The 23,919-nt window shown below is 67.5% G+C and carries 28 protein-coding genes; 18 read left to right on the plus strand and 10 right to left on the minus strand.

Going from position 1 to position 23,919, the window contains the following annotated elements; translation table 11 throughout:
- Positions 1 to 255: 255 nt before the first annotated feature.
- From ACM6LR_RS17560 to ACM6LR_RS17580, 5 genes are all read left to right on the plus strand, one after another.
- On the plus strand, positions 256 to 927 hold the full coding sequence (locus tag ACM6LR_RS17560) for a hypothetical protein (protein ID WP_414938245.1): 672 nt from the start codon (positions 256 to 258) through the stop codon (positions 925 to 927).
- A 175-nt stretch (positions 928 to 1,102) separates the two neighbouring features.
- Positions 1,103 to 1,699 (plus strand): response regulator transcription factor, encoded by a 597-nt coding sequence (locus ACM6LR_RS17565; RefSeq protein ID WP_414938246.1) that lies wholly within the window; start codon positions 1,103 to 1,105, stop codon positions 1,697 to 1,699.
- Between the two features lie 45 nt (positions 1,700 to 1,744).
- A complete protein-coding gene (locus ACM6LR_RS17570; RefSeq protein WP_414938247.1) occupies positions 1,745 to 2,668 on the plus strand; it encodes a PfkB family carbohydrate kinase in 924 nt (307 codons plus the stop codon).
- A complete protein-coding gene (gene surE / locus ACM6LR_RS17575; RefSeq protein WP_414938248.1) occupies positions 2,668 to 3,408 on the plus strand; it encodes a 5'/3'-nucleotidase SurE in 741 nt (246 codons plus the stop codon). Before ACM6LR_RS17570 ends, surE begins: the two co-directional genes overlap by 1 nt.
- Before the next feature lie 260 nt (positions 3,409 to 3,668).
- On the plus strand, positions 3,669 to 3,857 hold the full coding sequence (locus ACM6LR_RS17580) for a hypothetical protein (protein WP_414938249.1): 189 nt from the start codon (positions 3,669 to 3,671) through the stop codon (positions 3,855 to 3,857).
- 239 nt (positions 3,858 to 4,096) lie between these two features.
- On the opposite strand, the gene ACM6LR_RS17585 is transcribed toward ACM6LR_RS17580, so the two are convergent.
- Together ACM6LR_RS17585 and ACM6LR_RS17590 are read right to left on the minus strand one after the other, a co-directional pair.
- Positions 4,097 to 4,381: a hypothetical protein gene (locus ACM6LR_RS17585; RefSeq protein ID WP_414938250.1), complete on the minus strand. Its 285-nt coding sequence runs from the start codon at positions 4,379 to 4,381 to the stop codon at positions 4,097 to 4,099.
- Positions 4,378 to 4,980 (minus strand): sigma-70 family RNA polymerase sigma factor, encoded by a 603-nt coding sequence (locus ACM6LR_RS17590; RefSeq protein ID WP_414938251.1) that lies wholly within the window; start codon positions 4,978 to 4,980, stop codon positions 4,378 to 4,380. Before ACM6LR_RS17590 ends, ACM6LR_RS17585 begins: the two co-directional genes overlap by 4 nt.
- Before the next feature lie 406 nt (positions 4,981 to 5,386).
- Between ACM6LR_RS17590 and ACM6LR_RS17595 the strand changes: the two genes are divergently transcribed.
- Positions 5,387 to 5,872, plus strand: a complete 486-nt coding sequence (locus ACM6LR_RS17595) for an STAS domain-containing protein (protein ID WP_414938252.1) — start codon at positions 5,387 to 5,389, stop codon at positions 5,870 to 5,872.
- A gap of 256 nt (positions 5,873 to 6,128) precedes the next feature.
- Here ACM6LR_RS17595 and ACM6LR_RS17600 read toward each other — a convergent pair whose 3' ends face one another.
- The 3 genes from ACM6LR_RS17600 to ACM6LR_RS17610 are packed head-to-tail and all read right to left on the minus strand — an operon-like array spanning position 6,129 to position 7,381.
- Entirely contained in the window at positions 6,129 to 6,419 is a 291-nt protein-coding gene (locus ACM6LR_RS17600) for an iron-sulfur cluster biosynthesis protein (protein ID WP_414938253.1), read from the minus strand.
- Between the two features lie 59 nt (positions 6,420 to 6,478).
- Positions 6,479 to 6,922: an SRPBCC family protein gene (locus ACM6LR_RS17605; RefSeq protein WP_414938254.1), complete on the minus strand. Its 444-nt coding sequence runs from the start codon at positions 6,920 to 6,922 to the stop codon at positions 6,479 to 6,481.
- A 51-nt stretch (positions 6,923 to 6,973) separates the two neighbouring features.
- Positions 6,974 to 7,381 carry an SRPBCC family protein gene (locus ACM6LR_RS17610; protein WP_414938255.1) on the minus strand — a complete coding sequence of 136 codons (408 nt, stop codon included), beginning with the start codon at positions 7,379 to 7,381 and terminating at the stop codon, positions 6,974 to 6,976.
- A 274-nt stretch (positions 7,382 to 7,655) separates the two neighbouring features.
- Between ACM6LR_RS17610 and ACM6LR_RS17615 the strand changes: the two genes are divergently transcribed.
- The 3 genes from ACM6LR_RS17615 (at position 7,656) to ACM6LR_RS17625 (ending at position 10,124) form a co-directional block, all read left to right on the plus strand.
- A complete protein-coding gene (locus ACM6LR_RS17615; protein ID WP_414938577.1) occupies positions 7,656 to 7,952 on the plus strand; it encodes a WhiB family transcriptional regulator in 297 nt (98 codons plus the stop codon).
- A gap of 100 nt (positions 7,953 to 8,052) precedes the next feature.
- Positions 8,053 to 9,240 carry a zinc-dependent alcohol dehydrogenase gene (locus ACM6LR_RS17620; RefSeq protein ID WP_414938578.1) on the plus strand — a complete coding sequence of 396 codons (1,188 nt, stop codon included), beginning with the start codon at positions 8,053 to 8,055 and terminating at the stop codon, positions 9,238 to 9,240.
- A complete protein-coding gene (locus ACM6LR_RS17625; protein WP_414938256.1) occupies positions 9,237 to 10,124 on the plus strand; it encodes an SDR family NAD(P)-dependent oxidoreductase in 888 nt (295 codons plus the stop codon). The genes ACM6LR_RS17620 and ACM6LR_RS17625 overlap by 4 nt, the downstream gene beginning before the upstream one ends.
- 8 nt (positions 10,125 to 10,132) lie before the next feature.
- On the opposite strand, the gene ACM6LR_RS17630 is transcribed toward ACM6LR_RS17625, so the two are convergent.
- Both ACM6LR_RS17630 and ACM6LR_RS17635 read right to left on the minus strand, forming a co-directional pair.
- Positions 10,133 to 11,629 carry an FAD-dependent oxidoreductase gene (locus ACM6LR_RS17630; RefSeq protein WP_414938257.1) on the minus strand — a complete coding sequence of 499 codons (1,497 nt, stop codon included), beginning with the start codon at positions 11,627 to 11,629 and terminating at the stop codon, positions 10,133 to 10,135.
- An 85-nt stretch (positions 11,630 to 11,714) separates the two neighbouring features.
- Complete coding sequence (locus ACM6LR_RS17635; protein ID WP_414944118.1) at positions 11,715 to 12,944, minus strand: protoporphyrinogen/coproporphyrinogen oxidase; 1,230 nt, start codon at positions 12,942 to 12,944, stop codon at positions 11,715 to 11,717.
- A 378-nt stretch (positions 12,945 to 13,322) separates the two neighbouring features.
- On the opposite strand from ACM6LR_RS17635, the gene ACM6LR_RS17640 reads away from it, so the two are divergent.
- The 5 genes from ACM6LR_RS17640 (at position 13,323) to ACM6LR_RS17660 (ending at position 18,117) form a co-directional block, all read left to right on the plus strand.
- Complete coding sequence (locus ACM6LR_RS17640) at positions 13,323 to 14,213, plus strand: MerR family transcriptional regulator (protein ID WP_414938259.1); 891 nt, start codon at positions 13,323 to 13,325, stop codon at positions 14,211 to 14,213.
- A 166-nt stretch (positions 14,214 to 14,379) separates the two neighbouring features.
- The gene (locus ACM6LR_RS17645; protein ID WP_414938260.1) at positions 14,380 to 14,853 is read left to right on the plus strand and encodes an SRPBCC family protein; all 474 of its coding nucleotides are present in this window, start codon (positions 14,380 to 14,382) and stop codon (positions 14,851 to 14,853) included.
- A gap of 184 nt (positions 14,854 to 15,037) precedes the next feature.
- Positions 15,038 to 15,235: a DUF4383 domain-containing protein gene (locus tag ACM6LR_RS17650; RefSeq protein WP_414938261.1), complete on the plus strand. Its 198-nt coding sequence runs from the start codon at positions 15,038 to 15,040 to the stop codon at positions 15,233 to 15,235.
- 180 nt (positions 15,236 to 15,415) lie between these two features.
- A complete protein-coding gene (locus ACM6LR_RS17655; protein WP_414938262.1) occupies positions 15,416 to 16,492 on the plus strand; it encodes an NAD-dependent epimerase/dehydratase family protein in 1,077 nt (358 codons plus the stop codon).
- Positions 16,493 to 16,524: 32 nt separating this feature from the next.
- Positions 16,525 to 18,117 (plus strand): phytoene desaturase family protein, encoded by a 1,593-nt coding sequence (locus ACM6LR_RS17660; RefSeq protein WP_414938263.1) that lies wholly within the window; start codon positions 16,525 to 16,527, stop codon positions 18,115 to 18,117.
- Here the strand turns inward: ACM6LR_RS17660 and ACM6LR_RS17665 are convergent.
- Positions 18,108 to 18,569: an SRPBCC family protein gene (locus ACM6LR_RS17665; protein WP_414938264.1), complete on the minus strand. Its 462-nt coding sequence runs from the start codon at positions 18,567 to 18,569 to the stop codon at positions 18,108 to 18,110. The two genes, ACM6LR_RS17660 and ACM6LR_RS17665, sit on opposite strands and share 10 nt — an antisense overlap.
- 208 nt (positions 18,570 to 18,777) lie before the next feature.
- Here ACM6LR_RS17665 and ACM6LR_RS17670 point away from each other — a divergent pair, with 208 nt between their 5' ends.
- The 4 genes from ACM6LR_RS17670 (at position 18,778) to ACM6LR_RS17685 (ending at position 22,360) form a co-directional block, all read left to right on the plus strand.
- Positions 18,778 to 19,548: a GAF and ANTAR domain-containing protein gene (locus ACM6LR_RS17670; protein WP_414944119.1), complete on the plus strand. Its 771-nt coding sequence runs from the start codon at positions 18,778 to 18,780 to the stop codon at positions 19,546 to 19,548.
- On the plus strand, positions 19,511 to 20,287 hold the full coding sequence (locus ACM6LR_RS17675) for a GAF and ANTAR domain-containing protein (RefSeq protein ID WP_414944120.1): 777 nt from the start codon (positions 19,511 to 19,513) through the stop codon (positions 20,285 to 20,287). Before ACM6LR_RS17670 ends, ACM6LR_RS17675 begins: the two co-directional genes overlap by 38 nt.
- 29 nt (positions 20,288 to 20,316) lie before the next feature.
- A complete protein-coding gene (locus ACM6LR_RS17680) occupies positions 20,317 to 21,108 on the plus strand; it encodes a GAF and ANTAR domain-containing protein (protein WP_414944121.1) in 792 nt (263 codons plus the stop codon).
- A 244-nt stretch (positions 21,109 to 21,352) separates the two neighbouring features.
- Entirely contained in the window at positions 21,353 to 22,360 is a 1,008-nt protein-coding gene (locus ACM6LR_RS17685) for an acyl-CoA desaturase (RefSeq protein ID WP_414944122.1), read from the plus strand.
- 14 nt (positions 22,361 to 22,374) lie between these two features.
- Here ACM6LR_RS17685 and ACM6LR_RS17690 read toward each other — a convergent pair whose 3' ends face one another.
- A complete protein-coding gene (locus ACM6LR_RS17690) occupies positions 22,375 to 23,349 on the minus strand; it encodes an anti-sigma factor RsbA family regulatory protein (RefSeq protein WP_414938269.1) in 975 nt (324 codons plus the stop codon).
- A complete protein-coding gene (locus ACM6LR_RS17695) occupies positions 23,346 to 23,705 on the minus strand; it encodes an STAS domain-containing protein (protein WP_414938270.1) in 360 nt (119 codons plus the stop codon). The genes ACM6LR_RS17690 and ACM6LR_RS17695 overlap by 4 nt, the downstream gene beginning before the upstream one ends.
- Between the last annotated feature and the right edge of the window lie 214 nt (positions 23,706 to 23,919).

Raw genomic sequence — 23,919 nt, forward strand, 5'->3', positions numbered from 1 at the left:
TGCGGCGGTGAGCACAGGAGTTGCGCTGTCGTACTCGGCTGCGCGGCAAGGACCATTCGAATTTCTTTGGCCTACGGCGAATTCGGGCACGAGGCTGCACAGGCCGCAGTGATCCGGCCCGATGCCACGCCTGGCTGACCGTCCACGAGTTCGGCGGTCGATCTTCAGTTCTCTTTCCCTGTGGTGGATTTGCCCACTACACCTGTCAACGGGCCGCCACGAACGTTTCCTGTTCAAGAACAAGGAGTATTTGTCATGCAAAATTGGGTGAAGTACCTCCTGCGCACCACGCTGGCCAGTGGTGGCCTGTTGATGCTGGGGACGGGTGTCGCCTCGGCGACCGAGAACGTCAACCCCGATCTGCCTGCCTCCGCGCTGGACCAGCACATCGTCACCCCCGCGGTGAGCGGATCGACCGAGGCCCTGCGGCAAGCGCGGCCGCTGGAACAGCTGGACACGGCGAACCAGGATTCACTGCGGCCCGCCATCGCGACGGTGACGACCGATGTCCCGGCCGCGGTGCCTCCGACCACGACACCGGTCGGGCCGATCTACCCGGACCCGGACCTGACCAGCGTGCTGGATGCCGTCGAACCCGCTGTTCTGCCGGTTCTCTCGCGCGTGGAGCACGCGCAGGACTCGCTTCCGGTGAACGGGACTGTCTCCGCCGATTCGCTCGACGTCGGTACGGGGACTCGCGTTACCACTCTCCACGCTGATACTCCGGACATCGCAACCCCCCGCGAAGCCTTGAGCCGCGTCTCGACACCCGACCTCGGAGGGCTCGCCACGCTGGCCCAAAAGGTGCCCCTGCTCGACAGCGGCCAGACCTCGACCGGCCTTGTCGCGCCTTCGCTGACGGACGCGCCCGTCTTGGCGGCGGTGCGGCAAGTCGCCGACTCGGCGGGGACCCTGCTGCGCAAGTAGCGGCGAGGTTCGATCGTGGCCGGGGCCCGGGTGTGCCGGGCCCCGGCAGGCGCTCGTGGGTCAGGCCGCGGAACTTCCCGGTCTACGAGTATTCGCGCAGCGTCGCTACGGCAAGTCAAATACGAAGAGGTTGTGTGCTCATTTTGTGGTCGCACATGCGAGTAAGGGTAACGCCGTGACAGCGATCTTGATCTGTGACAGCCGAGGCAAAGTACGGGACGCGGTCAGCCGGGTCGTGTCCACACTTCCCGGCGTCGGCCAGATCGACTGCGTGGCAACGACCGAGGAGTTGCTGGTCAGGTATTCCCAACGGCCTGCCGATCTGGTCCTTGTCGGTCTGGAGCGCACTGCGCCGACCGGCGTGGAGGCGGTTCGACGGCTCGTCGCCGCGCACGGCCGGGCCAACGTCCTGGTCTTCGGGGTCGCCAACGATCCTCGTGTGGTGGCGGGCGCGATCATCGGCGGCGCCCGGGGTTACGTTCGCTGGGACTCGGCCTGGCCGGCGGTCGTCGCCGCCCTCACCGACACCCTCAGCAGCATTTCGGTACCCGCGCCGCGTCAGCCGTCGTCTCTCGGCGTCCAGCTGACAGGTCGTGAACTACAGGTCCTCACCGGGATGAGCCAAGGCAAACGCAACGGTGAGATCGGTCGTGAACTGCACCTGGCCGAAGACACGGTGAAGACCCACGCGCAGCGGCTGTTCAAGAAGCTCGGGGCGCAAGACCGGGCCCAAGCCGTCGCCCACGGTTTCCGTCGAGGTGTCTTGATCTGACACCACACGAATGCATGAAATCAGACAATACGGGTAACAGCGAGTATGGCTGAAGGTCGAGTAGCGGTGTTCGCGCCGTCTCCGCAGTTGACGGTGACGGTGGAAGAGATCGAGGGCGTGCCCGATGTCCACGTGCACGCGGGCGGGCAGGGGGTGTGGCAGTCGCGGATGATCGACGCTCTGGGCGCGCGGGCGGTGGTGTGCTGCGCGCTGGGCGGTGAGACCGGTCAGGTGCTGCGGCACCTGATCGGTGTCGACGTCGAGGTCCGCGAGGTGGCCGCGCGTAACGGCGCCTACGTGCACGATCGACGGGACGGTCACCGCGACGAAGTCGTACGGATGCCCGCCGACGCGCTGACCCGGCACGAGCTGGACGATCTCTACGAACTGATGCTGGTCCAGGGGCTACGTGCGGACGTCGCCATCCTCAGCGGCCCCGCCGAAGACGATGTCCCGGTGCCACATTCGGTATACGAGCGGCTTACCCGTGACCTCGGTTCCCAGGGCACGCAGGTGGTGGTGGATCTGTCCGGGGAACGGCTTGCCAGGGCGCTCGACGGTGGCCCGGCGGTGATCAAGATCAGCCACGAAGAAATGGTCGGCGACGGCCTGGCCGAGTCCGACTCGCTGGACGACCTCGCGGCCGGATGCCGCAAGCTGGCGTCCTGTGGCGCTCGCGTGGTCGTGGTGTCCCGTGCGGCCGAGGAGACGCTCGCCCTTCTCGAGGATCGGCTGGTCCTGGTGAAGTCCCCCGAATTGACGCCCGTGGACACCCGCGGCGGCGGCGACTCGATGACCGCCGGGCTCGCCGTCGGCCTCGCGCAGGGCCGTTCACTGGAGGAGGCGCTGAAGCTCGGGGCGGCCGCGGGAGCGGTCAACGTGACCCGGCACGGCCTCGGTTCGGGTAATGACGAAGCGGTACGGGAACTGACCGAACGTGTGCGGTTGACGCCGTGGGAGGGCTCCTGATGCGTGCGCTGATCACCAACGACGACGGGATCGAGTCACCGGGTCTCGCCGCCCTCGTGCGCGGTGCCGTGGAGCACGGCTGGACCGTTGTGGTCGCCGCGCCCGCCGCGGAGGCCAGCGGTACGAGCGCGGGCCTGACCGGAGCCGGGGAGAAGGGGCGGGTCACAGCCGAACGGCGAGAGCTACCCGGTTTACCTGGTGTGCCGGCGCACGCCGTCACCGCACATCCCGGTCTGATCGTGCTGGCAGCCGCCCAGGGAGCGTTCGGCGAGCCACCGGACATCGTCCTGTCCGGGGTGAACCGCGGGGCGAATGTCGGCCGCGCGGTCCTGCATTCCGGCACCGTGGGCGCGGCGCTGACCGCGTCGATCAACGGCGCGCGGGCGCTCGCGGTCTCCCTTGACGTCGGTTTGGATCCAGGTCCGGAACCACACTGGGACGCCGCGGTCACCGTCGCCGCGACGCTGTTCGACAGGCTCACGGCGCTGCCGGCGGGCGCTGTCCTCAACCTCAACGTTCCCGACCGCGCCGAGACGGACACCCCCAAGTCCGCCGGGCTGGCCGAGTTCGGCGCGGTGCGCAGCCACATCCAGGACGGCGAAGACGGCACGTTCACTCTCACCGCTGTGACCGTCGACGGAGACCTGGCACCCGACAGCGACGCTCGCCTGCTCGCCGACGGCTATCCGACGGTGACCGCGCTTCGCTCCGTCTCCGAGGACCCTGACCTGCGCCTGTGATCGTTCACGTCCCCTCAGGTGCTCGACGCGTCGGGGCAGTCCCGATCCCTGCGTAATCTGAGCATCGTTCGGGTTTGGCGGGTGTCCGGTTCGGGAAGCACACGGTCATGTCGAGTTCACTGGGTGAGGAAGCTGCCGTGTCGGAGGGGCAACACCGGCGCAGGCGCTGGATTGCCGGTCACGCCGGAGTGATGACGGTTGTTCCGGCTGTGGTCTTTGGCGGGCTGGGTGTGTGGTACGGCTCCACCGCGGATGCCGAAGTGAGTTGGTTGGACCCGGTGCTGGGTGGTGTCATCGGGGTGGTGTTCGGCGCGCTGTTCGGTTTCGGGTTGTCGATGGAGGCTCGAGAGCCGAAGCCGAAGGGTGTGCGCCGAGTACTGGTCGTTGTCGGGCTGGTGTTCTGCGCCGCGGTGGGTCTCGGTATGCGGTACCTGCGCTACCAGACGTGACCTCGGGAGTCCTTCTGTATCTGAGTTGCCGGTGCAGCCTGGTGTCACTGGGGGAAAGGCGCCGCAGAGCCACGGGCCTGGTCAACGGATCGCGGCTACGGCTCGTTGCGGGTGATCTCCCCGCAACGAGCCGTAGCGCGCGGCTCACTCGCGCAGAACCGGCAAGCGGCAACGTCGCCCAGCCCGCTCGGTCCGGGCATCGGCGGCTCAGTTGGGTGCGAGCGCGCGATCATTCGTCGCTAGGTGCGAGCGCGGATATCCGAAGTGGATCCCGGCACCGCCTGCCGATCGAGGCCGTCCTGGTCTTTTGTGGCTGCCGCCAGCGACATGAGCGTCTCGGCGGTCAGAGTACGGACACGGTCCGCCATGGCGGAGGCTTCGTGCAGGGTGAACAGCCCGTGGTGGGTGGCGTGGTGGATAGCGGTCAGCGCGCGCCGGCTGAACAGCAGCACGGCGTCGGCCGAACGGAAAGAGACGGTCTCCGCCGCGGCGGAAACCGATGACTGTGGCATGACGTCGGTCATCGTGCGTCCTCCCGCGGTCGGGACTGACTCGGCGCGGCGGCCTGGGGTGAAGCAATGCCAGGGCGGTCGCAGCCCTGCCGACGCAAAGCCGAGAAGGCATCGTGTAGCCGTGAGATCACCGTGGCCTCCGGGATACCGATCTGCTCGGCGACTTCCGACGGCGTCCGACCGCGAACGTAAACCAGGACAAGGGTCTCGCGGGACTCGAGGGGAACCGCGGCCAGCAGGTGAGTACACGCCCACTGCTCGACGAGTCCGGCGACGCACTCGGAAGACACGGTTCGCGGTAGTTGTTCTGATGCCCCGTCACCGGTCGGAGTGTTGTCGATCTGGTCGAGCGCGTACCTGCGTGCCGTGGTCATCAAGAGAGTGAACGGGTCGCCGTCGCCGGGTCCATAGTGGGGCGCTGTGCGCCAAAGGTGCAGGTACACCTCACAGGTGACGTCTTCGGCCGCGCCCGCTTCAGTCAGGATGCTGCGAACAAGCCTGAAGACGCTTTGAGAGGTGCGGTCGTACAGTTCGGCGAAGGCGGCGGTATCGCCGTGCCCTGCTCGCTGCAGCAGTCTCCGGCAGAGTGCTGGATTGTCGGTGTCGGTCACCAGGCCGCTCCCAAGTGGACGGGAAGACTCACACCGCCGGGGACTGGGGCAGCCCTTGTGCCACTGGATTACCCCGGCACTCAGTCGGCAAACACGTCGCCACTCTGGGCAGACCAGGTATCGGTTCGGGTGAGAGGCGGCGCAAAGAGCGCACACGCGAAACGATGCACGATCGATTCATGGTTCGGAAACCCCTGGTGCGAGCACTGTTAAAAATCCCTCGACGGAGTATGCTGATGGTGCGTGGGCTCCGGACCCAGCTTCGCGTGACTGACGCCAATGTCCGCCTCCGCACTGTCCACGCTTTGCGACGTGCGGCCTGGCGACGCGCTACCGCGAGGCTTTCGCATGCTGTGCAGGGTCCCGTTCGCAGGTTGCTCGTCGTCCCGCTTTCCGGGAGATCCTCATGACCTCTCCGTTCCAGTCATCGGTGCGGCTCGATCACGACCATGCCGCTACGGTCCTCGAGGCCACGGCCTCCGGTGACCGCCTTGGTTTCTACGCCCAGCCCTTCGTGTACCGGCGGACGCAAGTTGTCGGGCACGTTTACTCCGCCGACCTGCTGATCCTCGCTGTGTCCGGCGAATTGGACGTGACCACCTCGCCGCTGCTGCAACGGAAGCTGAACCAGCCTTTGCCCGCCTGCACCGTGATCGACCTGTCCGGGGTGACGTTCCTCGGCGCCGCGGGGCTGGGCGTGCTCGAGACTGCCTGCGCCCGAACTCGAGCCGAGCGTCGCCGGATGGGTCTGGTCACCGCCACGTCATCGGTGCTGCGGATCTTGCGGCTGTTCGCCCTCGATGTACGGGTGCCGGTCTATCCGCGGCTGTCCGATGCGGTACGAGAAGTGGCACTGCAGCACCCCGTTTACGACCCCGGGCCGAGTTCGTGATCAGGGGAGTCCGCGCTGGGCAAGACGAAGGAACTTCCCCCATCGCGTGGCGGAAGTCCTCTGAATTCCCGCCACCGCAAGATAAATTCCCTTGACGAACGACACGGCACCGGTACAGTCGATCGACTGCCGGGGAGTTGGCCCATCGGCGCGGATCGCCGCGCCGATGGGCGGAGACCACGGTTCGCTGGGCACCGAAGTGCGCGGGTGGGATGCCGCGTCGGAGTCGTGGTCTCCGACGAGTCCGTAGACGGGCTCAGAGTTCTGACGTGATGAGGAACGTGTAGTGCCCGTTGACGTCTTTGCGGACATCGAGGACCTTGTCTGTAAGGCGGACCCTGGTCTCCCTGGCGAGGAACACCTGAGTGCCCGCGGTCGCGATGATGTCGTCACCCTGGGCAGGCCGGGCGGCGACTTCGACATCCAGCTTCGCCCCGTCTTCGGGGAGACCGTCCAGGGTCAGGCGCAGGCCGCCGTCGGACTGCACGTTCTCCGCCTGCACCAGTTTGGTGATCGCCTCGATGGCGGACTCGGTCACCGTGAACATCAATGATCCCGTCTGTCGTCGGATTTCGAACCGGTGGGGGCGGGTTCAGGATCGTTGTCCTATTTCGCCGAGGCGCTGAAAATCCGGATGAGACTGTCCTCGGTGTCCTTGCCGACCTTCTCGAACACGACCTTGGCGATGGGGGCCGCCAGTTTCGCCGCGCCATGGAATTCGATGGTGGCGTGGTAGGTCAGCTTCGCCGTTCCGCTCTTCGCGCCGATGGTGACGGTGATGTCGTCGGTCGACGTCGCGGTGTCGTTCTTTCCCACGAAGACGACCCTGCCTGGCTCGAGCCGGGTCAATTCGTAGGTCAGTTCCGTTTCGATGCCGCCGATCTTGGACGTGTTGTGCCATCGAGCGCCGGCGGCGATCGGTCCGGGGCTGATCTGCTCGCAGGCTACGGTCCCCGGATCCCATTCGACGGCACGAGAGAAATCGCGCAGATAGTCCACGACGGCATCCGGGGACGTGTCGACGGTGAAACTCCGGGTGACCTCGACCATCTTGGTTCTCCTTGCTGTGGAGTGGTTCGGACCTTGCTGTGACGACGGTGTTCAGCCGTGTTCTGCAGCCTGTTTGATACCGGAAAGGGTTTCGGTCAGTCCGCGATCGACCTGGTCTCCTTCGGTGCGTTCGGTGTGCAACTCGACGACGAGAGTGGCGTTTTGCGCGGTGTCACCGGGGCCGATGTGCAACTCACCGTGATAGTCGTGAGGACCGGTGGCGCCCCATTCCAGCCGCTTGCCGTCTTCGATCACGTTGACCCAGGCCTCTCCTTCCACCTTCCGGTCGGGAGCGTCGTCCGGGGAGATCTGAGCGGTGACCTCGACCTTGTTTCCGTCGGTGGGCTCGGCGGAGGTCAAGCGAGGCATGTACTTCGGAAGATTGCGTACGTCGGAGAGGTAGGCGAACAAACGCGCCGGCGTGACGTCGACCGTGATCGATTTCTGGTAGTCACCCATGGGTACCGTCCTTGCTGGGGGTTTGCATCGGTCTGGCATCGATTGACGGGCGGATACCCCTCGGCGGTGATCTCACACATCGCACCTCTTGCCGCGTTGAATCGATTGTGCAACGCTATGAAAGACCGAGTTGTCGATCTCGGCACGCGGCGCGCCGGTGGACGGCGCGACCGATCCGGCTCGCGTCACCGCCCCGGTCCATGGCGGAACCCGCCCGGTAAAACCATGCATCGAGGAGGCCGGTCGACATGCATTTGTCTTCGCGAGGGCCGTCATGGCCGACGTGAGCCGGTTGCCCCGCCCGATCACGACGCTCGGGGATTGGCAGATCGACGCCGCGTGCCGCGAACTGGACAGCGACATGTTCTTTCATCCGGAATACGAACGCGGCGCGGCCGCCGGCGGCCGCGCCAATCGCGCCAAGGCGGTCTGTTTCCGTTGCCCGGTCATCCAGTCGTGTCGCACTTATGCCTTGGCAGTACGGGAGCCTTACGGCGTCTGGGGCGGCCTGACGGTCGCCGAACGAGCAGTGGTCCTCAGCCGTCGGGGCGGTTCGGCGGCGACCGCCTGATCGCGGAAGCGACAGCCCGTTTGCCGCCGACGGGCGAGGGTATGCCGTCCGTGGTCGGCCTCGTCCGCGGTCGCCTGAAAGCACGAACCCGGGAGTCGACATCAAAGCATTGACATGGCAAGGAAACGAAAAGGTTCAGGTTACCGAGGTGCCGGACCCCCGCATCGAGGAGCCGACCGACGCGATCATCAAGGTCACCTCGACCGCGATCTGTGGCTCGGACCTGCACCTCTACGGTGTGCTGGGCCCGTACCTCAAGCCGGGTGACGTCCTCGGTCACGAGGCGATGGGCATCGTCGAAGAAGTGGGTTCCGACGCCGCCGGTCATCTGTCGGTGGGGGACCGCGTGGTGGTGCCGTTCAACATCTCTTGCGGTCACTGCTGGATGTGCGGCCGCGGCCTGTTCGCGCAGTGCGAGACGACGCAGGTCCGCGATCAGGGCAAAGGCGCGAGCCTCTTCGGGTACACCTCCCTCTACGGCTCCGTGCCGGGCGGACAGGCCGAGTACCTCCGCGTGCCGCAAGCCCAGTTCGGGCCGATCGTCGTCCCGGAGGGCACGCCGGACGAGCGGTTCCTGTTCCTCTCCGACATCCTGCCGACCGCGTGGCAAGCCGTCCGCTACGCCGACGTGCCACCCGGCGGCACGGTGGCGGTCCTCGGCCTCGGCCCGGTCGGGCAGTTCGCCGTCCGCATCGCCGCCCACCTCGGGGCCGGCCGGATCATCGGGGTCGACCGGGTACCGGAACGGCTCGCGCTCGCCGCGCGATACGGGGCCGAACCCGTCAACCTCGATCACGTCGACGACGTCGCCGCCGCGTTGATCGACCTGGTCGACGGCCGCGGTCCGGACGCCACCATCGACGCCGTCGGGATGGAAGCCCACGGCGGACGACTCGTCGCCGCCGCGCAGAAGGCCATGGGCCTCCTCCCGGACGCGCTCGCCCAGAAGGTGACCGACAAGCTGGCCGTCGACCGGCTCGACGCTCTGCACGCGGCCGTGAAGGGGGTGCGACGGGGTGGGACGGCGTCGATCTCCGGCGTGTATGGCGGCGAGGTCGACGCGATGCCGATGATGGAGATGTTCGACCGGGGCATTCAATTGCGCATGGGCCAGGCCCACGTGCGGCTGTGGACCGATGAGATCCTGCCGCTCCTGCTCGACCCGGCCGACCCGCTCGGCGCGTTGGACCTCACCACGCATCACCTTCCCCTCGCTGACGCCGCGCGCGGCTACGAGATGTTCCGGGACAAGCTCGACGGCTGCGTCAAGGTGGTGCTCAACCCTTGACCGGTCGGGTCGTGATCATCGTCGGTGCCAGCAGCGGGATCGGGCTGGCCGCCGCGATCGCCTTCGCCGCCCGCGATGACGACCTGGTGCTGGTCTCGCGCAGCGCCGACGCGCTCAAAGCCGCGGAAACGGCGTGCCGGGACGCGGGGAGCGGTGAAGTCGACGCCGTTGTCGAAGACATCGGCGATCCGGCCGCCGCCGAGCGGATCGTCGCGCGGACGCTGGACCGGCACGGCCGCATCGACGTCGTCGTGCACACCGCGACGGTGATGGCTTACGGCACTGTCGAGGCGATGCCGGCGGATGTGTTCACCGCCGTCGTCGACACCGCGGTACACGGCACTGTCCACTTGAGCCGCGCGGTTCTCCCGGTACTGCGCAGACAGCGCACGGGCACGTTCATCGGGGTCAACTCATTGCTCGGCTCGGTCACCGTCCCGCAGATGGGTGCCTACGCGGCGTCGAAATGGGGACAGCGCGCAGTGCTGCGCACCCTGCAACAAGAGACGCGGGACGAACCCGGGGTCCACGTCTGCGTCGTGAGTCCCGGAAGTATCAATACCCCGATCTACTACCAGGCCGCCAACTACTCCGGCCGGGTCGTCCGGCCACCGTGGCCGGTCCTCGCCCCGGAACGGGTGGGCGCGGCGATCGTCCGGCTGGCCGACCGGCCGCGCGGACACGTGTCCGTCGCGGTCGGACCGGGCAATCCGATGGTCATCGCCGGATTCCGGCTCCTGCCGATGCTCTACGACAGGCTGGTCGGCCCGCTGTTCCGGCTGGCCGCGCTCAGCCGCGGGCACTCGAAGCCCACCGCGGGCAACGTACACCGGCCGGTGCCCGCGCGTGAACGCGTACACGGGCACTGGCCGGAGCCTCACTGACCGATGCTTCAGGGATCGCGCTGGGGGAGCGGCTCGACGGCAGGTCCTTCGAGAACTGCTCCGTCGACGTCGAATCGAGAGCCGTGGCAGGGGCAGTCCCAGCTGCGTTCGGCCCCGTTGAAGCGCAGAAGGCAACCCAGGTGGGTGCACCGTAGCGAGACCGCGTGCAGGGCGCCCGACTGATCCCGGTACACGCCCTTCTTGCCGGTTCCGTCACGGCATACCCGTGCCTCATCGATCGGGACCTCGGCCGTGTCGTGTCCGTCCACCGGGGAAAACCGGTCTCCGACAAGGTCTTTGGCGGTCTTCGTGTTCTGCTGAACCAGCGCGGGAACGTTCCGGAGACTGAGGCGATGCGGGGAGAACAGGGCGGCGTGCGGATTTCCGGCACCGCTGATGCGATCGGCGAGGACCTCGGCGCCGATCGTGGCCATGGCGAGGCCCCATTTGGCGAATCCTGTCGCGACCCAAAGTCGCGAAGCTCCCGGCAAATAGGAGCCGACCATGGGCAAGTCGTCGTAGGCGTGTGGATCCTGCGCTGACCAGCGGTGGGTTACTTCGGTGACGTCGAAGTACTTCTGGGCGAAGTCGGTGAGGGCGGTATAACGCTCGAAGTCGATGCCGCGGTCTCCGACCGGATGACTCTGGCCTCCGAGGATGAGGTGTTCGCCGTGACGGCTGAAGGAGTAAGACGGACTTCCCGCACTGATCGACAAGTCTTCAGGCAGGGCCTCGTCACGCAGGCGCATCGCGACGCAATAGGACCTTTCGGCGTCGAGCCGGGCGAAGAACAGGCCGCGATCCAGGATCGGATAGTGGGTCGCCACCACGATGTGCTCGGCCCGGACGGTTCCGCCGGCGGTCCTGGCCTCGAACGGCATGGTGTTGGACACGCTCAGGACCCTGCTGTGTTCGAACAACCGGCCACCCTCGGCGACGAACGCGGCAGCGAGCCCCCGCAGGTATTTCACCGGATGCAGGACGAGTTGACCGGGCAGGCGGACGGCGCCGTAGGTGGGAAAGGGCAGATCCAACTCCTCGGCCCACTCCACGGGGAGGCCGGCTTTTCCCGCCGCGTCGGCTTCGGAACGGACGGTGTCGCGTTCGGCCTCGGTCAAGGCGAAGGTCGCCGCCGGAGCGCGCCGCAAGTCGCAGCTGAGCGGTTCGGCCAATGTGGACAGGAGTTCCACACCGGCTGTGGCGGCCGACGCGTAGCCTGCCGCGGTCGCGGCGCTGTGGGACTTGGTCAAGGTCGAGTACTTTGTGGACTGCAGCGCCGTCACCTTCGCGGTGTTGTTGCCGCTCGCCCCGCTACCGACGGTTTCGGCCTCGACGAGTGCGACTTCGAAGCCGCGACGCAGGAGCAGAAGGGCGGTGGTGAGGCCGGCGATCCCGCCTCCGATGACGACCACGTGGCTGGTGTGCCTGCCGGAAAGCACTTCGGACGCCGTGGCCGGAACGTCTTGCGACCACAATGATGGGTTGGCCGTAGCCCGAGTGGCCATCGTGACACCTTCCTCTCTTGTCCTTCGGCGCATACCCGGCCCGCCGGGATCGAAACGACGCGCCGGCGCCCGGCGGCCGGCTCGATCAAAGACGTCCGAGGTCGGCGAGGACGGCGGTGGCGGCCCGCTGACCAGACACCAGCGCACCCTGGACGGAAGGCGTGTCGCGGTGGTCGCCGCAGACGTAGCGGCCGTCACCGACGCGCACCGGACGTCGTAACGGGGCGCCGGCGGGGAAGACCGGCAGAGCTCGTGGCAGCGCGTAAGCGCGTAAGAGTTCCCAAGCGCTCGTGTCGGTTCGATAGAGGAAAGCCAGGCGTTCCCGTACCTGTGCTTCCAGGTGCGTGTCGGCTCGGTCGGGCACCGAGGCGGCGATGAGAGCCGAGCCCTCTGGCGCGTATTCCGGGGCTACTTCGCTGATGACCGCGGTGTTGATCAGCAGGCCACTGGTGCCGTCGACGAGCAGAGTGGGCGAACGCAGGGGAGGCGCGCTCGCCCGGTAATAGAAGGTCGTGACCGCGTGCCATTCCGGTGGTTCCACCCCGGGAAGCAGCTGCGAGGCGGTTTCTCCGTCGGTGGCCACCACGACGGCACGGGCGGTCAGGTGCTTGCCTGATTTCGTCCGGACACCGTCGTGGGTGACCTCGGCGACCGCGCTGTCCGTCCGGATCGTCTCGGTCGGCAGGCCGGCCGCCAGCGACCGGGGAAGAGCTTGCATTCCTTCCGAGGGCAGCGCACCGCCTCCGCGGAGAAAACTCCGCCACAGCAAGTGAAAGAGCCGGGAAGAGGTGCTCAACGCCGGATCGAGGAACACTCCCGCGAGGAACGGCCTCAGCACCTTCTCGATTGTGCTCGCCGACAGTCCCCAGCGTCGGAACTCCTCGGCTGTCGTGCGCTGGTTGTCCTTGCGGACGACCGAATCGGGCGCGAGGAAATCCCGCGAAACCAGCGCCGCCATGCGGACGCCGTCACTCGGATGACGCGCGAGGAACCAGGTCAGTCCCTCGATCGCGGGGAGGCCGTGCCACGGGCCCGCCAGCCAGCGATGGTCGGCGGTGATGGTCCCGCGCGTGAACTTCCGCAGCCGCAGTTCGTCCACGGCGACCAGACGACGGATCGCCGGATAGGCGGGGAGGAGGACCTGGAAACCTCGATCCAGGCGGAAGCCGTCGAGCTCGTCCGTGCGCACGCGGCCGCCGACGTCGTCGGCCGCCTCGAGCACGGTGACCCGGACACCGCTCCGGTGAAGGCGGGTCGCCGCGCTCAGTCCGGCGAGGCCCGCTCCGACGACGAGGACATCGGGTGTTTCGGTCATCTGATTCTCCCGTCGGTGAGGTCCACGAACGCGACGGGCGGGTCGATAGCAGTGCGCCGCACGCCGAGCCGCACGCGGCCCGGCGTGCGGTAACTCCGTCGCCGAGCTATTCGATTCGCAACCGTTTCACACCTGGGTGGGCTTGTCCACCGACGAGGCGGGTCGTGGCTTCACCGCCTCCAGTGGGTGATCTACTGCGATTTAGGTCACAAAATGTGCCGACGGCTACGATTGTTGCCCTGGGCGAGTGTCCTTCTGTCGTCGAATGCCGTATCCGTAGAGGCGGGCGTCGGCCGGTTGTCGGACGGCGCAAAGGGAAGTGGAGAGGCACGGAGCGTGGCAACGGGGCGGTTTCCGGCCCGTGGAAACGCGGAGCAAATGGACGTCGACGAGATGAACCACCCTGCCGGACCCCGGGGTGCGGGCTCGTGGACCCCGGGCAGAGTCGCGGAACTGCTGGGTGTCTCACCGGTTACGCTGCGTACTTGGGGGGCGCGTTACGGAGTTGGACCCACGCTGAGGGCGGATGGGCGCCATCGCCGCTATTCCGATGCCGACGTGCGTCGGCTGCAGCATATGCAGCGACTCATAGACCGCGGTATGCGGGCGCGCGAAGCCGCCGGGGCGGTGTTCTCCGGCGAGGAAGACGCGATCCCCGAAATCTCGATCGGCCGGAGGGTCGAGGAGATCGAGAGCGCGGCGGAAGCGCTCGAGTTCGCGTCGCTGGCGGTGCTGTTGGACGAGACGCTCGACGCGCTCGGCCCCGCCGGGATGTGGGCCGATGTGGTGATCCCGGTCCTGCGCGACCTCGGGGGCCGCTGGCTGCGTGGCGATGTGTGCTTCGAATCGGAATGGGCGCTGACGGCCGAGGTTTCACTCGCGCTTCAGCGTTTCAGCGGCAGGTTCGCGTCCACGGCTTCCGGTCGTGTCGTGCTCCTCGCCTGCTGCCCGGAAGAGCGGCACAGTCTGCCGATGGAGGTCCTGCGGGCATCGATGGCGGAAGTCGGAATCCCCGCCGTGTTCCTCGGGCAAATGGCCCCTGCCGAGACCACTCTCGGGATGGCGTCGAGGTTGGATCCGGCCCTGACCCTGCTGTGGTCGATGTCGGTCAACACCGCCGACGACATGCTGAGCCAGCGCCTGCGGCGCCGGGGCTTCGACGTCGCCCTGGCCGGCCCTGGCTGGAAGGAACGCGCCGTCGACGACGTCCCTCGGGTCGACGAGCTGACCGACGCGCTGGATCTCGCCGCCGAAAGTGTGAAGGGCTGATTCGCCCGGCCGCCGATGCGCCGCGCCTCCGCCCGGTTGTGGCGGCGAGCCCGTTCCCGAAGCGAGTCGAATACGGATCGGTTTACCTCCGCGCTGGGCGGGTAGCCAGGGAATGCCCGCGCACGCAGGTGCGGCAACCGAACCACCACCTCAAGGAGCTGCCGCAATGAGCACCATCATCAAGTCGGTCGACGTCGAGGCCACCGTGCCGGCGGTGTACAACCAGTGGACCCAGTTCTCCGACTTCCCCCGGTTCATGGAAGGCGTCGATCAGATCGACCAGATCGACGACACGCACACGCACTGGAAGACCACCATCGGCGGGGTGACCCGTGAGTTCGACGCGACGATCACGGAGCAGCATCCCGACGAGCGAGTCGCCTGGCAGTCTGTTTCAGGCCCCAACCACGCCGGCGTGGTGACCGTCCATCGCATCGACGACGCCCACACGCGCGTCACGGTGCAGATGGACATCGATCCCGAGGGATTCGTGGAGAACGTCGCGGACAAGCTCGGCATCATCGACCGTCGCGTCCAAAGCGACCTGGACCGCTTCAAGACCTTCATCGAGAACCGGGACGGTCACGCGACCGGCTCCTGGCGCGGTGACGTCGACCGCGCGCCCCAGCAGCCGAGCTGACTTCCGCTTCCGCTTTCGCGGATCCGAGGGCAGGCGGCGGATTCCACTCCGGAGGTCCGCCGCCGCATAGCGGCCGGTTTCCCTTCGTGAGGGACATTCTCGAAGGGGGACCGGCCGCGTTCTGTCGCCCGGAATTCGCCCTATCCCTTGGAAGACGGCATGCCGCATTTCGAAAACGCCACCGATGTCATGCTTCCAGCGAACAAGGTGTGTCTGTCGGGGCTCGTCCGGTCACGGCGACGCCAATTTCCTTCCGGTGAACAGCGCCGACAACTGGCTGCACTTCGGGTTGGGGATCGGAATGATCGCGTTGGGGCTGATCACCACTGGAATCGAGCGACGGCGCGGCGAATATCCCGAACCCGAAATCCAGCACCAGTGACCTCAGGGTCGCCGACGGTCATGGTCTCGACCACGACGTTCGCCTGGCCCAAGAAGGCCGACGGTCAGAAGCAAGACGGCCGCGCAGCCGACCAACCACCCGGGGTGAACAGCGGGCAAACGCCTCGGATGGCCGGAACGCCAGGGTTTCCACCTCCATCCGGCCGGGTAAGCCTCCCTTGTGCGGATTGTGATCACCGGTGCCACCGGCAATGTCGGGACAGCGCTGCTTCATGCCCTCGAACCCGGTGACGACGAGGTGATCGGGGTGGCACGGAGACTCCCCGACACCACGGCCGAGCCGTATCGCGCGGCCAGCTGGTGGGCGGCGGACCTCGGGGATGACGTCGGCCGCGCGAAGCTGGCGGATCTGGTCCAAGGTGCGGACGCGGTCGTCCATCTCGCCTGGGCGATTTCGCCGGGGCGCGACGATCCGCCGATGTGGCGGACGAACGATCACGGCACCCGCAACGTGCTCGCCGCGGTGGCGGCGGCCGGGGTGCCGCATCTGGTCGTCCTGTCGTCGGTCGCCGCATACGGGGTCGCGCCGCGGTGGGACAAGGTGACCGAGGACTGGCCGTGCGAGGGGATCGCGACCAGCGCCTACAGTCGCGGGAAGGCCGCGCTGGAGGGTCTGCTCGACCGGTTCGAGGGGAACAACCCGGACATCGGGGTGGCGCGGTTGCGTCCGTGCGCGATTTTGCAGCGAGGGGCGGCGGGGGAGTTCGAGCGCTGGCTGCTCGGTCCGGCCGTGCCCGCCGGCATCGTGGGCAGGCGATGGCTGCCGATTCCACTGTGGACGGATTTGCGAGCGCAGGCGGTGCACAGTGCCGATGTCGCCGAAGCCATCCGCCTGGTGCTCGCGAGCCGCTTCACCGGAGCCGTCAATCTGGCCGCGCCCGAAGTGCTCGACGCCGACGCGCTGGCCGGTCTGCTCGGCGGGATCCGCGTCCCGGCGCCGCGATCGCTCGTCCGCGTGGCCGCGCTCGCCGCTTGGCGGGCCGGTGCCTTGCCACTGCACCCCGGCTGGCTGGATCTCGCCGACAAAGCGCCGCTCATGGACACCACGCTCGCCGAGACCGTACTGGGGTGGAATCCCCGCCACGACGCCGCGAGTGTGATCGCCGAACTGGTCGCCGGACTCCGGGCGGGTGAGGGCGCGGCGAGCCCGCCGCTCGCCCCACCGCGCGGCGACGGCCTTCTTCCCCGGCTCCGCTCGCTCGCCCGGGTGAGGCCGAGCCACCAATCGCAATCCTGACGACCTGACGACCCGACGATCGGGAGGCTCGGATGAGCACGGAAGTCTTCGACGCGGTCGTCATCGGTGCCGGCCACAACGGCCTGGTAGCGGCGAACCTCCTGGCCGACGAGGGTTGGTCGGTCCTGGTACTGGAACAGGCGGACAAGCCGGGCGGCGCGGTGCGGACCGAAGAAGTCACCGGGCCGGGCTTCCGCAACGACCTCTGCAGTGCCTTCTTCCCGCTCACCGCGGTGTCGCCGGTGATCAGGGGACTGGGTCTGGAGGAGCGAGGCCTGCGCTGGCGGCATGCTCCCGAAGTGCTCGCGCACGTGTTGCCCGACAACAGATGCGTGGTGCTCTCACGGGACATCGAGCGAACGGCGGCGTCGGCCGACGAGTTCGCGCCGGGAGACGGCGCCGCCTGGAAGCGTCTTTTCGCGCAATGGCAGGACATCCGCGAGCCGTTGCTCAACGCCTTGTTCACCCCGTTCCCGCCGGTGCGCCCGGCTCTGCGGCTGCTGCGGCACACGGGGACCGCCGACGCGCTGCGCCTGGCCCGGATGCTCACGTTGCCCGCGCGCCGTTTCGGGGAAGAGCTCTTCGACGGCGAAGGGGCGCGGTTGCTGCTGGCCGGGAACGCCGCGCACAGCGACCTTTCCGTCGACAACGCGGGCAGCGCGGTGTTCGGCTGGCTGCTCGCGATGATCGGCCAGGACGCTGGTTTTCCGGTGCCGGTCGGCGGAGCGGGGGAGCTGACCGCCGCGCTGGTGCGGCGACTGGTCGCTCGCGGCGGGGAGGTCCGATGCCGTTGTCCTGTCACGGAAGTACTTGTCGCGGGCGGACGTGCGATGGGAGTGCGCGACAGCGCGGGTGATCCGATCCGGGCCCGCAAAGCCGTTCTCGCGGACGTACCGGCGCCGACGTTGTACGGCGAAATGGTCGCGCCGGAATGGCTTCCGTCCCGGCTGCTCGACGATCTCGGCCGGTTCCAGTGGGACAGCGCAACGGTGAAGGTGGATTGGGCGCTGTCCGGCCCCGTTCCGTGGAAGGCCGAAGGCGCTCGCGGCGCGGGAACAATCCACCTCGGCACCGACCTGGACGGCCTGTCGGCGTTCGGCGGCGACCTTGTGCGCGGCCGGAGCCCGCGTACTCCGTTCCTGTTGTTCGGGCAGATGACGACGAGCGACCCGGACAGGTCACCTCCAGGCACCGAAGCGGCCTGGGCGTACACCCACGCACCACGCGGAATCATGGAGAACCGGAAGGCACTGGACCGGCAGGTCGCGAGGATCGAGAAGACGGTCGAGGCGAACGCGCCGGGATTCCTCGACCTGATCCAGGGCCGGTACGTGCAGGGCCCCCTCGAACTCGCGGGTCACGATCCCGGCCTGGTCGGCGGCGCGATCAACGGCGGCACCACGGCCATCCACCAGCAGTTGTTCTTCCGTCCGATCCCTGGCCTCGGCCGTGCGGACACCCCGGTCGACCGCTTGTTCCTGGCGGGCTCCGCGGCCCATCCGGGAGGAGCGGTCCACGGCGGACCAGGAGCCAACGCGGCCCGCGCCGCGCTGGCACGGGCCGGTCGGTTCGGCGGGGGTTACGCGGCGGTGATCCGCGCCGCGAACCGGGCGGTCTACGACTGAGCGCTCTTGCGGTTCGCGTACTTCCCGGTCACCAGATCGGCGAGCCGCGCGAGGGCCTCGGTGTTGCGAGGCTTCGCGACGAGCGCCTGAACCGCCTCCGGCAGCACTTTGCCGGGACCACGGATGACTTTTTCCGTCATCCGGACCTCGGTCTTGTTTTCGCCGTGGGGGAGCAGGGTGAGCCCGACGTCGGCCGCACCCAGCGGCCAGCCCCTCGCCTCCAGGGAAAGGAAAGTGCCGGGTTCGACGGCCTTGACCACGGTGACGTCCTGAATGTGCAGCGGCCACGGCCCGACACTGTGGTGGATCCGTGACCCGACGGCAGGCCAGTCCTCATCGACGTCACGGATGTGGGAACTGCCGACCACCCAGCCCGCGTAGAGCCAGCCATCGGCGAGCACGGCGAAAACGGCGTCCGGCGGTACATCGATGATGCGGCTGACCTCGGTCACGGTGTCCTCCTGTTTTGGGGTGGCAGAACCCGAGTACCCCGCTGACACGGCTTGAAGCCTTGGGGCGCCACCCTGCTCGCCGCGGAAGGACAGATCGACCGCGACCGATCCGGTGGACCTTTCGCAAAAAGCCTCCGAACGGCCGCGTGTGTGTGGGAGCCGTACGCTGCGGGTAATCCGTGCGGGTGTCGAGCGCCAGGGAGGACCGATGGTGGAGAACCGGCGTCAGCGGCTGCAGGCGCTGCTGGCCGCCGACCGTGCCGCCAATCCCGCCTCGGTGGTGAGCCTGACATGCGGTCGATGTGTGGTGGAACTGTCCGTCACCGGCGCAGGGGCGACTGTTCTGGCTGAGATACCCGCTGGAAGAGGCAATGGTGATGGTCGTCAGAGTCGTGGTCTGGTGCACGCGACGAATACGGTGAGCGCGGGGTTGGAAGATCTGCAGCTCACTGTCGGGGAGGGGCCGTGCCTGGACGCGTTCGCCACCGGGGGGCCGGTGCTGGTCGCCGATCTGGCGGCGGAGGTGGCGCGGTGGCCGGCGTTCACGCCTGCGGCGTGCGAGCTGGGCGCCGCGGCGGTGTTCTCGTTCCCGTTGCAGGTCGGGGTGGCGCGGTTGGGATCGTTGGATCTCTATCGCGACAAGGTCGGACCGCTGACGCGGGTCGAGTTGGCTGACGCGCTGATCTTGACCGATCTGGCCACGCAAGGGGTGGTGGATGACCTGAACGGGCACAGTGTCGAGGATGTGAGCTGGCTGGCGGATCCGCATGTGCAGGTGCATCAGGCCGCGGGAATGGTGCAGGTCCAGCTGAATTCGACCACGGAGGTGGCGCTGATGCGACTCCGTGGCTACGCCTTCACCCATGATGTTCCCCTGGCCGAGGTCGCCCAGCAGGTCGTCGAGCGTTCCCTGCGCTTCACCGACAACGAGGACGGCAACCATGCGCAGCGAGGGAGAGGCCCACGAGATGCCCACTGACCGGGATCAAACAGTCGCCGATACATTCGTGTCGCTGGCGGACACGCTGGTCGCGGACTTCGACGTGCTCGATTTCCTCGGTCTGCTCACCGAACGGGCCGTCGACTTGCTCAACGTCGACGCCGCCGCGGTGATCCTGTCCGATCAGCGCGGCGGATGGCGGCCCACGGCCGGGTCGTCCGAGCAGGCCGACCTGGTCGAGGTCTTCGCCGCGCAAACCCGGCAGGGACCGTGCCTCGACTGCGTCCGCAGTGGCAAGGCGGTGTCCACGGCTGATCTGTCCGCGGAGACTGAACGGTGGCCCCAATTCGCGCCCGCGGCGGTCAGCGCGGGCTTCCGTGCCGCGTGCGCCGTGCCGATGCGGCTACGTGACGACGTCATCGGCGCCTTGACGTTGTTGAGCACCGACCCGGTGGCCATCGACGACGCCAGTGTCGCCTTGGGTCAGTCACTCGCCGACATCGCCACCATCGGGATCCTGCAGCATCGCGCGATCCTGCACGACGAGATCGTGTCCGAGCAGTTGCAAGCGGCCCTGCATCACCGCACCGTCGTCGAACAGGCCAAGGGTGTGCTGGCCGAAGCCGGTGGGCTGGACATGCACCAGGCGTACCTCGCGTTACGCGGCTATGCCCACGCGCACCGACGGCGGTTGTCCGAAATCGCGCGAGACGTCGCGACCACGTCTTTGGACCCGCACGCCCTGCTGACCGGCACGGCCGACGTCACTCGGTCGTGACCCCGCGAAAAGACAGAGGAGCGCAGCTCATGTCTCAGACTCCCGACTCGTTGCAGGAAACGTCGCGTGATCGGGAAAGGCAGGTGTCCCGCACGTTCGTCAGCCTCGCCGACACCCTGGTGGCCGACTTCGACATCGCCGACTTCCTGAGCATGCTCACCGAGCAGTGCGTCGACCTGCTCGGTGTCTCCGCGGTCGGCGTGATCCTGCTCGACTCCAGTGGCGGCTTGCGGGTCGCGGCCACCTCCTCGGAACGGGCCGAGTTGCTGGAGCTGTTCGCGGTGCAGACCGATGACGGGCCGTGCATCGACTGTGTCCGCGGTGGCGCCCCGGTGTCCAGCGCGGACCTGCCTGCCGAGGCGCACCGCTGGCCGAGGTTCTCCGCGGCGGCGACGGAGTGCGGGTTCCGCGCCGTTCAAGCCTTGCCGATGCGGCTGCGGGACCAGGTCGTCGGCGTCATGACGCTCTTGAACATCGGTACCGGCGGGCCGGATCGCGACGACATCGAACTCGGGCAAGCTCTTGCCGACGTCGCCACCATCGGCATCCTGCAGCAGCGCAGCATCCAGCGCGGCGACCAGCTCACCGAGCAACTGCAAACCGCGCTGGACAGCCGCGTCGTGATCGAACAGGCCAAAGGTGTGCTCGCCGAGCACGGCCAGGTCACGATGGACGAGGCGTTCACGCGGCTGCGCGGCTACGCCCGCACCCACCACCACCGGCTGACCGAACTCGCCTACGCGGTCTCCGGACGCACCGCGGACGCGGACCTGACCGCGATCTTGAAGCACCCGCAACCCAGGCGAAGCCCGCTACGGTAAGAGGAATTGTCGCGGGCGTCTCACTGCTTTCTTGCGGGGTAAGCCGGGGAAGTAGTCGTCTGACACGTGACTTGGTTCACCGCTGAAAGGCTTCCCGGCGAACGTGAAGGCAGGGCGGGCCGCGACCCCGCTCGCGGAGGGCACACGCTCGTGAACCAGTTTTCCGCCCGCTATCAGCGGGTACACCCTTGTGTGATCGCCCCGGCCCCTGGCGTCAGAACACGACTCTGGAAGAGCAATCTCTATGACACAAGCACTGGAATATCCCCGAAAGCAGGAGCATCGAGCACCGCAGCCGATGTTGTCCGGGGAGCAGTCCCGTACCGAGAATCTTCTCGTCAAGCTGTTCGCGGTGGTGCCGTTGCTGGCGCTGGCCGCGGCTGTTCCGTTTGCTTGGGGTTGGGGGCTTGGTTGGGTGGATCTGGGTCTGGCCGCGGGGTTCTATTTCCTGACAGGTCTCGGGGTGACGGTCGGGTTTCACCGGTACTTCACTCATGGGGCTTTCAAGGCCACTCGTGGTCTGCGGGTCGCGCTCGCGGTTACCGGCAGTATGGCGATGCAGGGTCCGGTCATCGGCTGGGTGGCCGATCATCGGCGTCACCACGCGTTCTCCGATCGTGAGGGTGATCCGCATTCGCCGTGGCGGTTCGGCACTGGTCCGGCCGCGTTGGCCCGTGGTTTCTGGCACGCCCATATGGGCTGGCTGTTCGACCGGGAGAAGACCAACGCTCAGCGTTTCGCCCCGGATTTGCTGGCCGATCGGGACATTGCCCGGATCGACAGGTTGTTCCCGGTGCTCACCGTGGTCACGCTGGTCGCGCCCGCTGTGCTCGGTGGTGTGCTCACGATGTCCTGGTGGGGTGCGGTGACCGCGTTCTTCTGGGCGAGTCTGGTCCGTGTCGCGTTGTTGCACCATGTCACGTGGTCGGTGAACTCGTTGTGTCACCTGATCGGTGATCGTCCGTTCGCCGCTCGTGACAAGTCCGCGAATTTCTGGCCGTTGGCCATCGCGTCGATGGGTGAGTCCTGGCACAACTCTCATCACGCTGATCCGACCGGTGCCCGGCATGGTGTCCGGCGTGGTCAGTTGGATATTTCCGCGCGGCTGATCTGGCTGTTCGAGAAGACGCGCTGGGCGACCGATGTCCGCTGGCCCAAGGCCGACCGCCTCGGCCGCAAACTCAACCCCGGCTACCGGATGTCACCGCGCGGGCTCGGGAGACGCCCGGTCTTGAACCCGCACGGGGACTGATGCCCGAGACCGGATCAGTTCGGCACCCTGGGCGGGTCGATGAAGCAGACTCGGATGGTGGTGCCACGCGGCCCGGTGTGGATACGCACGAGATCGGCCAGATGGTTGACCAAGAGCAGTCCGCGGCCGCGCAACTGTCCAGGTGGGGCGGGGTGTCGTCCGGCCAGGGGGTCGGTGAGGTGACCGGCGTCGTGGGTTTCGCAGACCAGCCGATCTTCCTCACGCCAGATGCGCAGCCGCCCCTGTCCGCCGCCGTGGTCGATACTGTTTCCCAGCAGTTCGGCTACGGCGAGTTCGACTTCCCCGATCCGGTCCGGAGCGAACCCGGCCCGTTGTGCCTGTTCGCGGGTAAAGGCGCGGGCCTGGGACAGGGAGGCTGCGTCGCCTGTGACAGCGTCGATGGCGGTGACCGTGTCCGGGGCGACAGGCTCAGGCAGCGGTGTGTTGTATCCGGTGATGATGCGGTCGGGGTCGTAGACGGTGCTGGTGCGCTCACCGGCGGTATCGACCAAGACCGGGTGGGTGGTCTCGGCGTCCGCCAGGGTGCGCGCGTCCAGACGTGTGGTGTCGTACGGGCAGAGAATAGTGACCTCACGGCCGGTGAACGCGAGGTTGATCAAGGCTTCGTGCTGGGCGCAGGCCGGGTATTCCAGCTCCGAACGGTCGGCCCAGATCGGCTCGCCGATGATACGGACCCGCCTGGTGGGATGCGTGTCAGCGAATGCGCGGAGGACGCCGGGGATGATCCGGCCGGGGTTGCGACCTTCCTTGGTCATGTCCAGCATTCGGACCTGCTCGGCGTCTCGGCCCAGCGCGGCGCGGAGCAATTCCAGGTTGGGGCCGGGCACTGACACCGCGACCGGCTCTCCCGCACGGAGGCCTTGCCGGATGAACGGGATGGTGCCCGCGAGGTAGTCATCCGGGCTTTGGTAGAACAGCGCGGGATGGACGAACGGGTCGTCGGCTGTCGCCGTCGTGGTCGGGTTCATCGTGGCCTGCCATCGTCGCTGAGGAGTTGCTCGGATTCCTCCGGCCAGAACAGGCGCAGAACCTTCTGCACGTTTTCTGGTGGATGCCGAATCTTTATCGCCCGGGCCTGGCGGGCGGCTTCGACCAGCGCGCTTACCCCATGGACGTCGGTGTATGTCAGGCCGGACAAGTCCACGGTGGTGCCACCTGTTGTCACCAGGACGCCCAGGCTCTTGCCCCACGTCGCCCGGGTCGTGACGTCGATCGCTCCCGACACCTGTATCCCACTCGCTCCGGGCAGGTCGGATATCCGCAACCCGAGGTCGTCGTCTCGCTGGTCGTGGTCCTGACCGCCGGAGACCGCGGCGTTCTCCACGTCGTTGCCCTCCCGCCAAGCCTGACACTTCCCGCTGTACAGGACAGCTTAGGCGTAGGTGGAATCCGATCCGCTGCGCGCACAGCGAACTGACCAGGAGGAGCCCGGCCGGGTTCGTGCTCGCGCCTGGGCGAGATGCTCACCGTCGCCTCGGTTCCATGCGGGTGGATGGTTCACGAGGCACTGGCGAGCGCGCGCAGCAGGGTCGAAAGAC

Origin of the sequence: Amycolatopsis sp. cmx-11-32 (genome assembly GCF_047608695.1) — a bacterium.
Taxonomy (GTDB): domain Bacteria; phylum Actinomycetota; class Actinomycetes; order Mycobacteriales; family Pseudonocardiaceae; genus Amycolatopsis.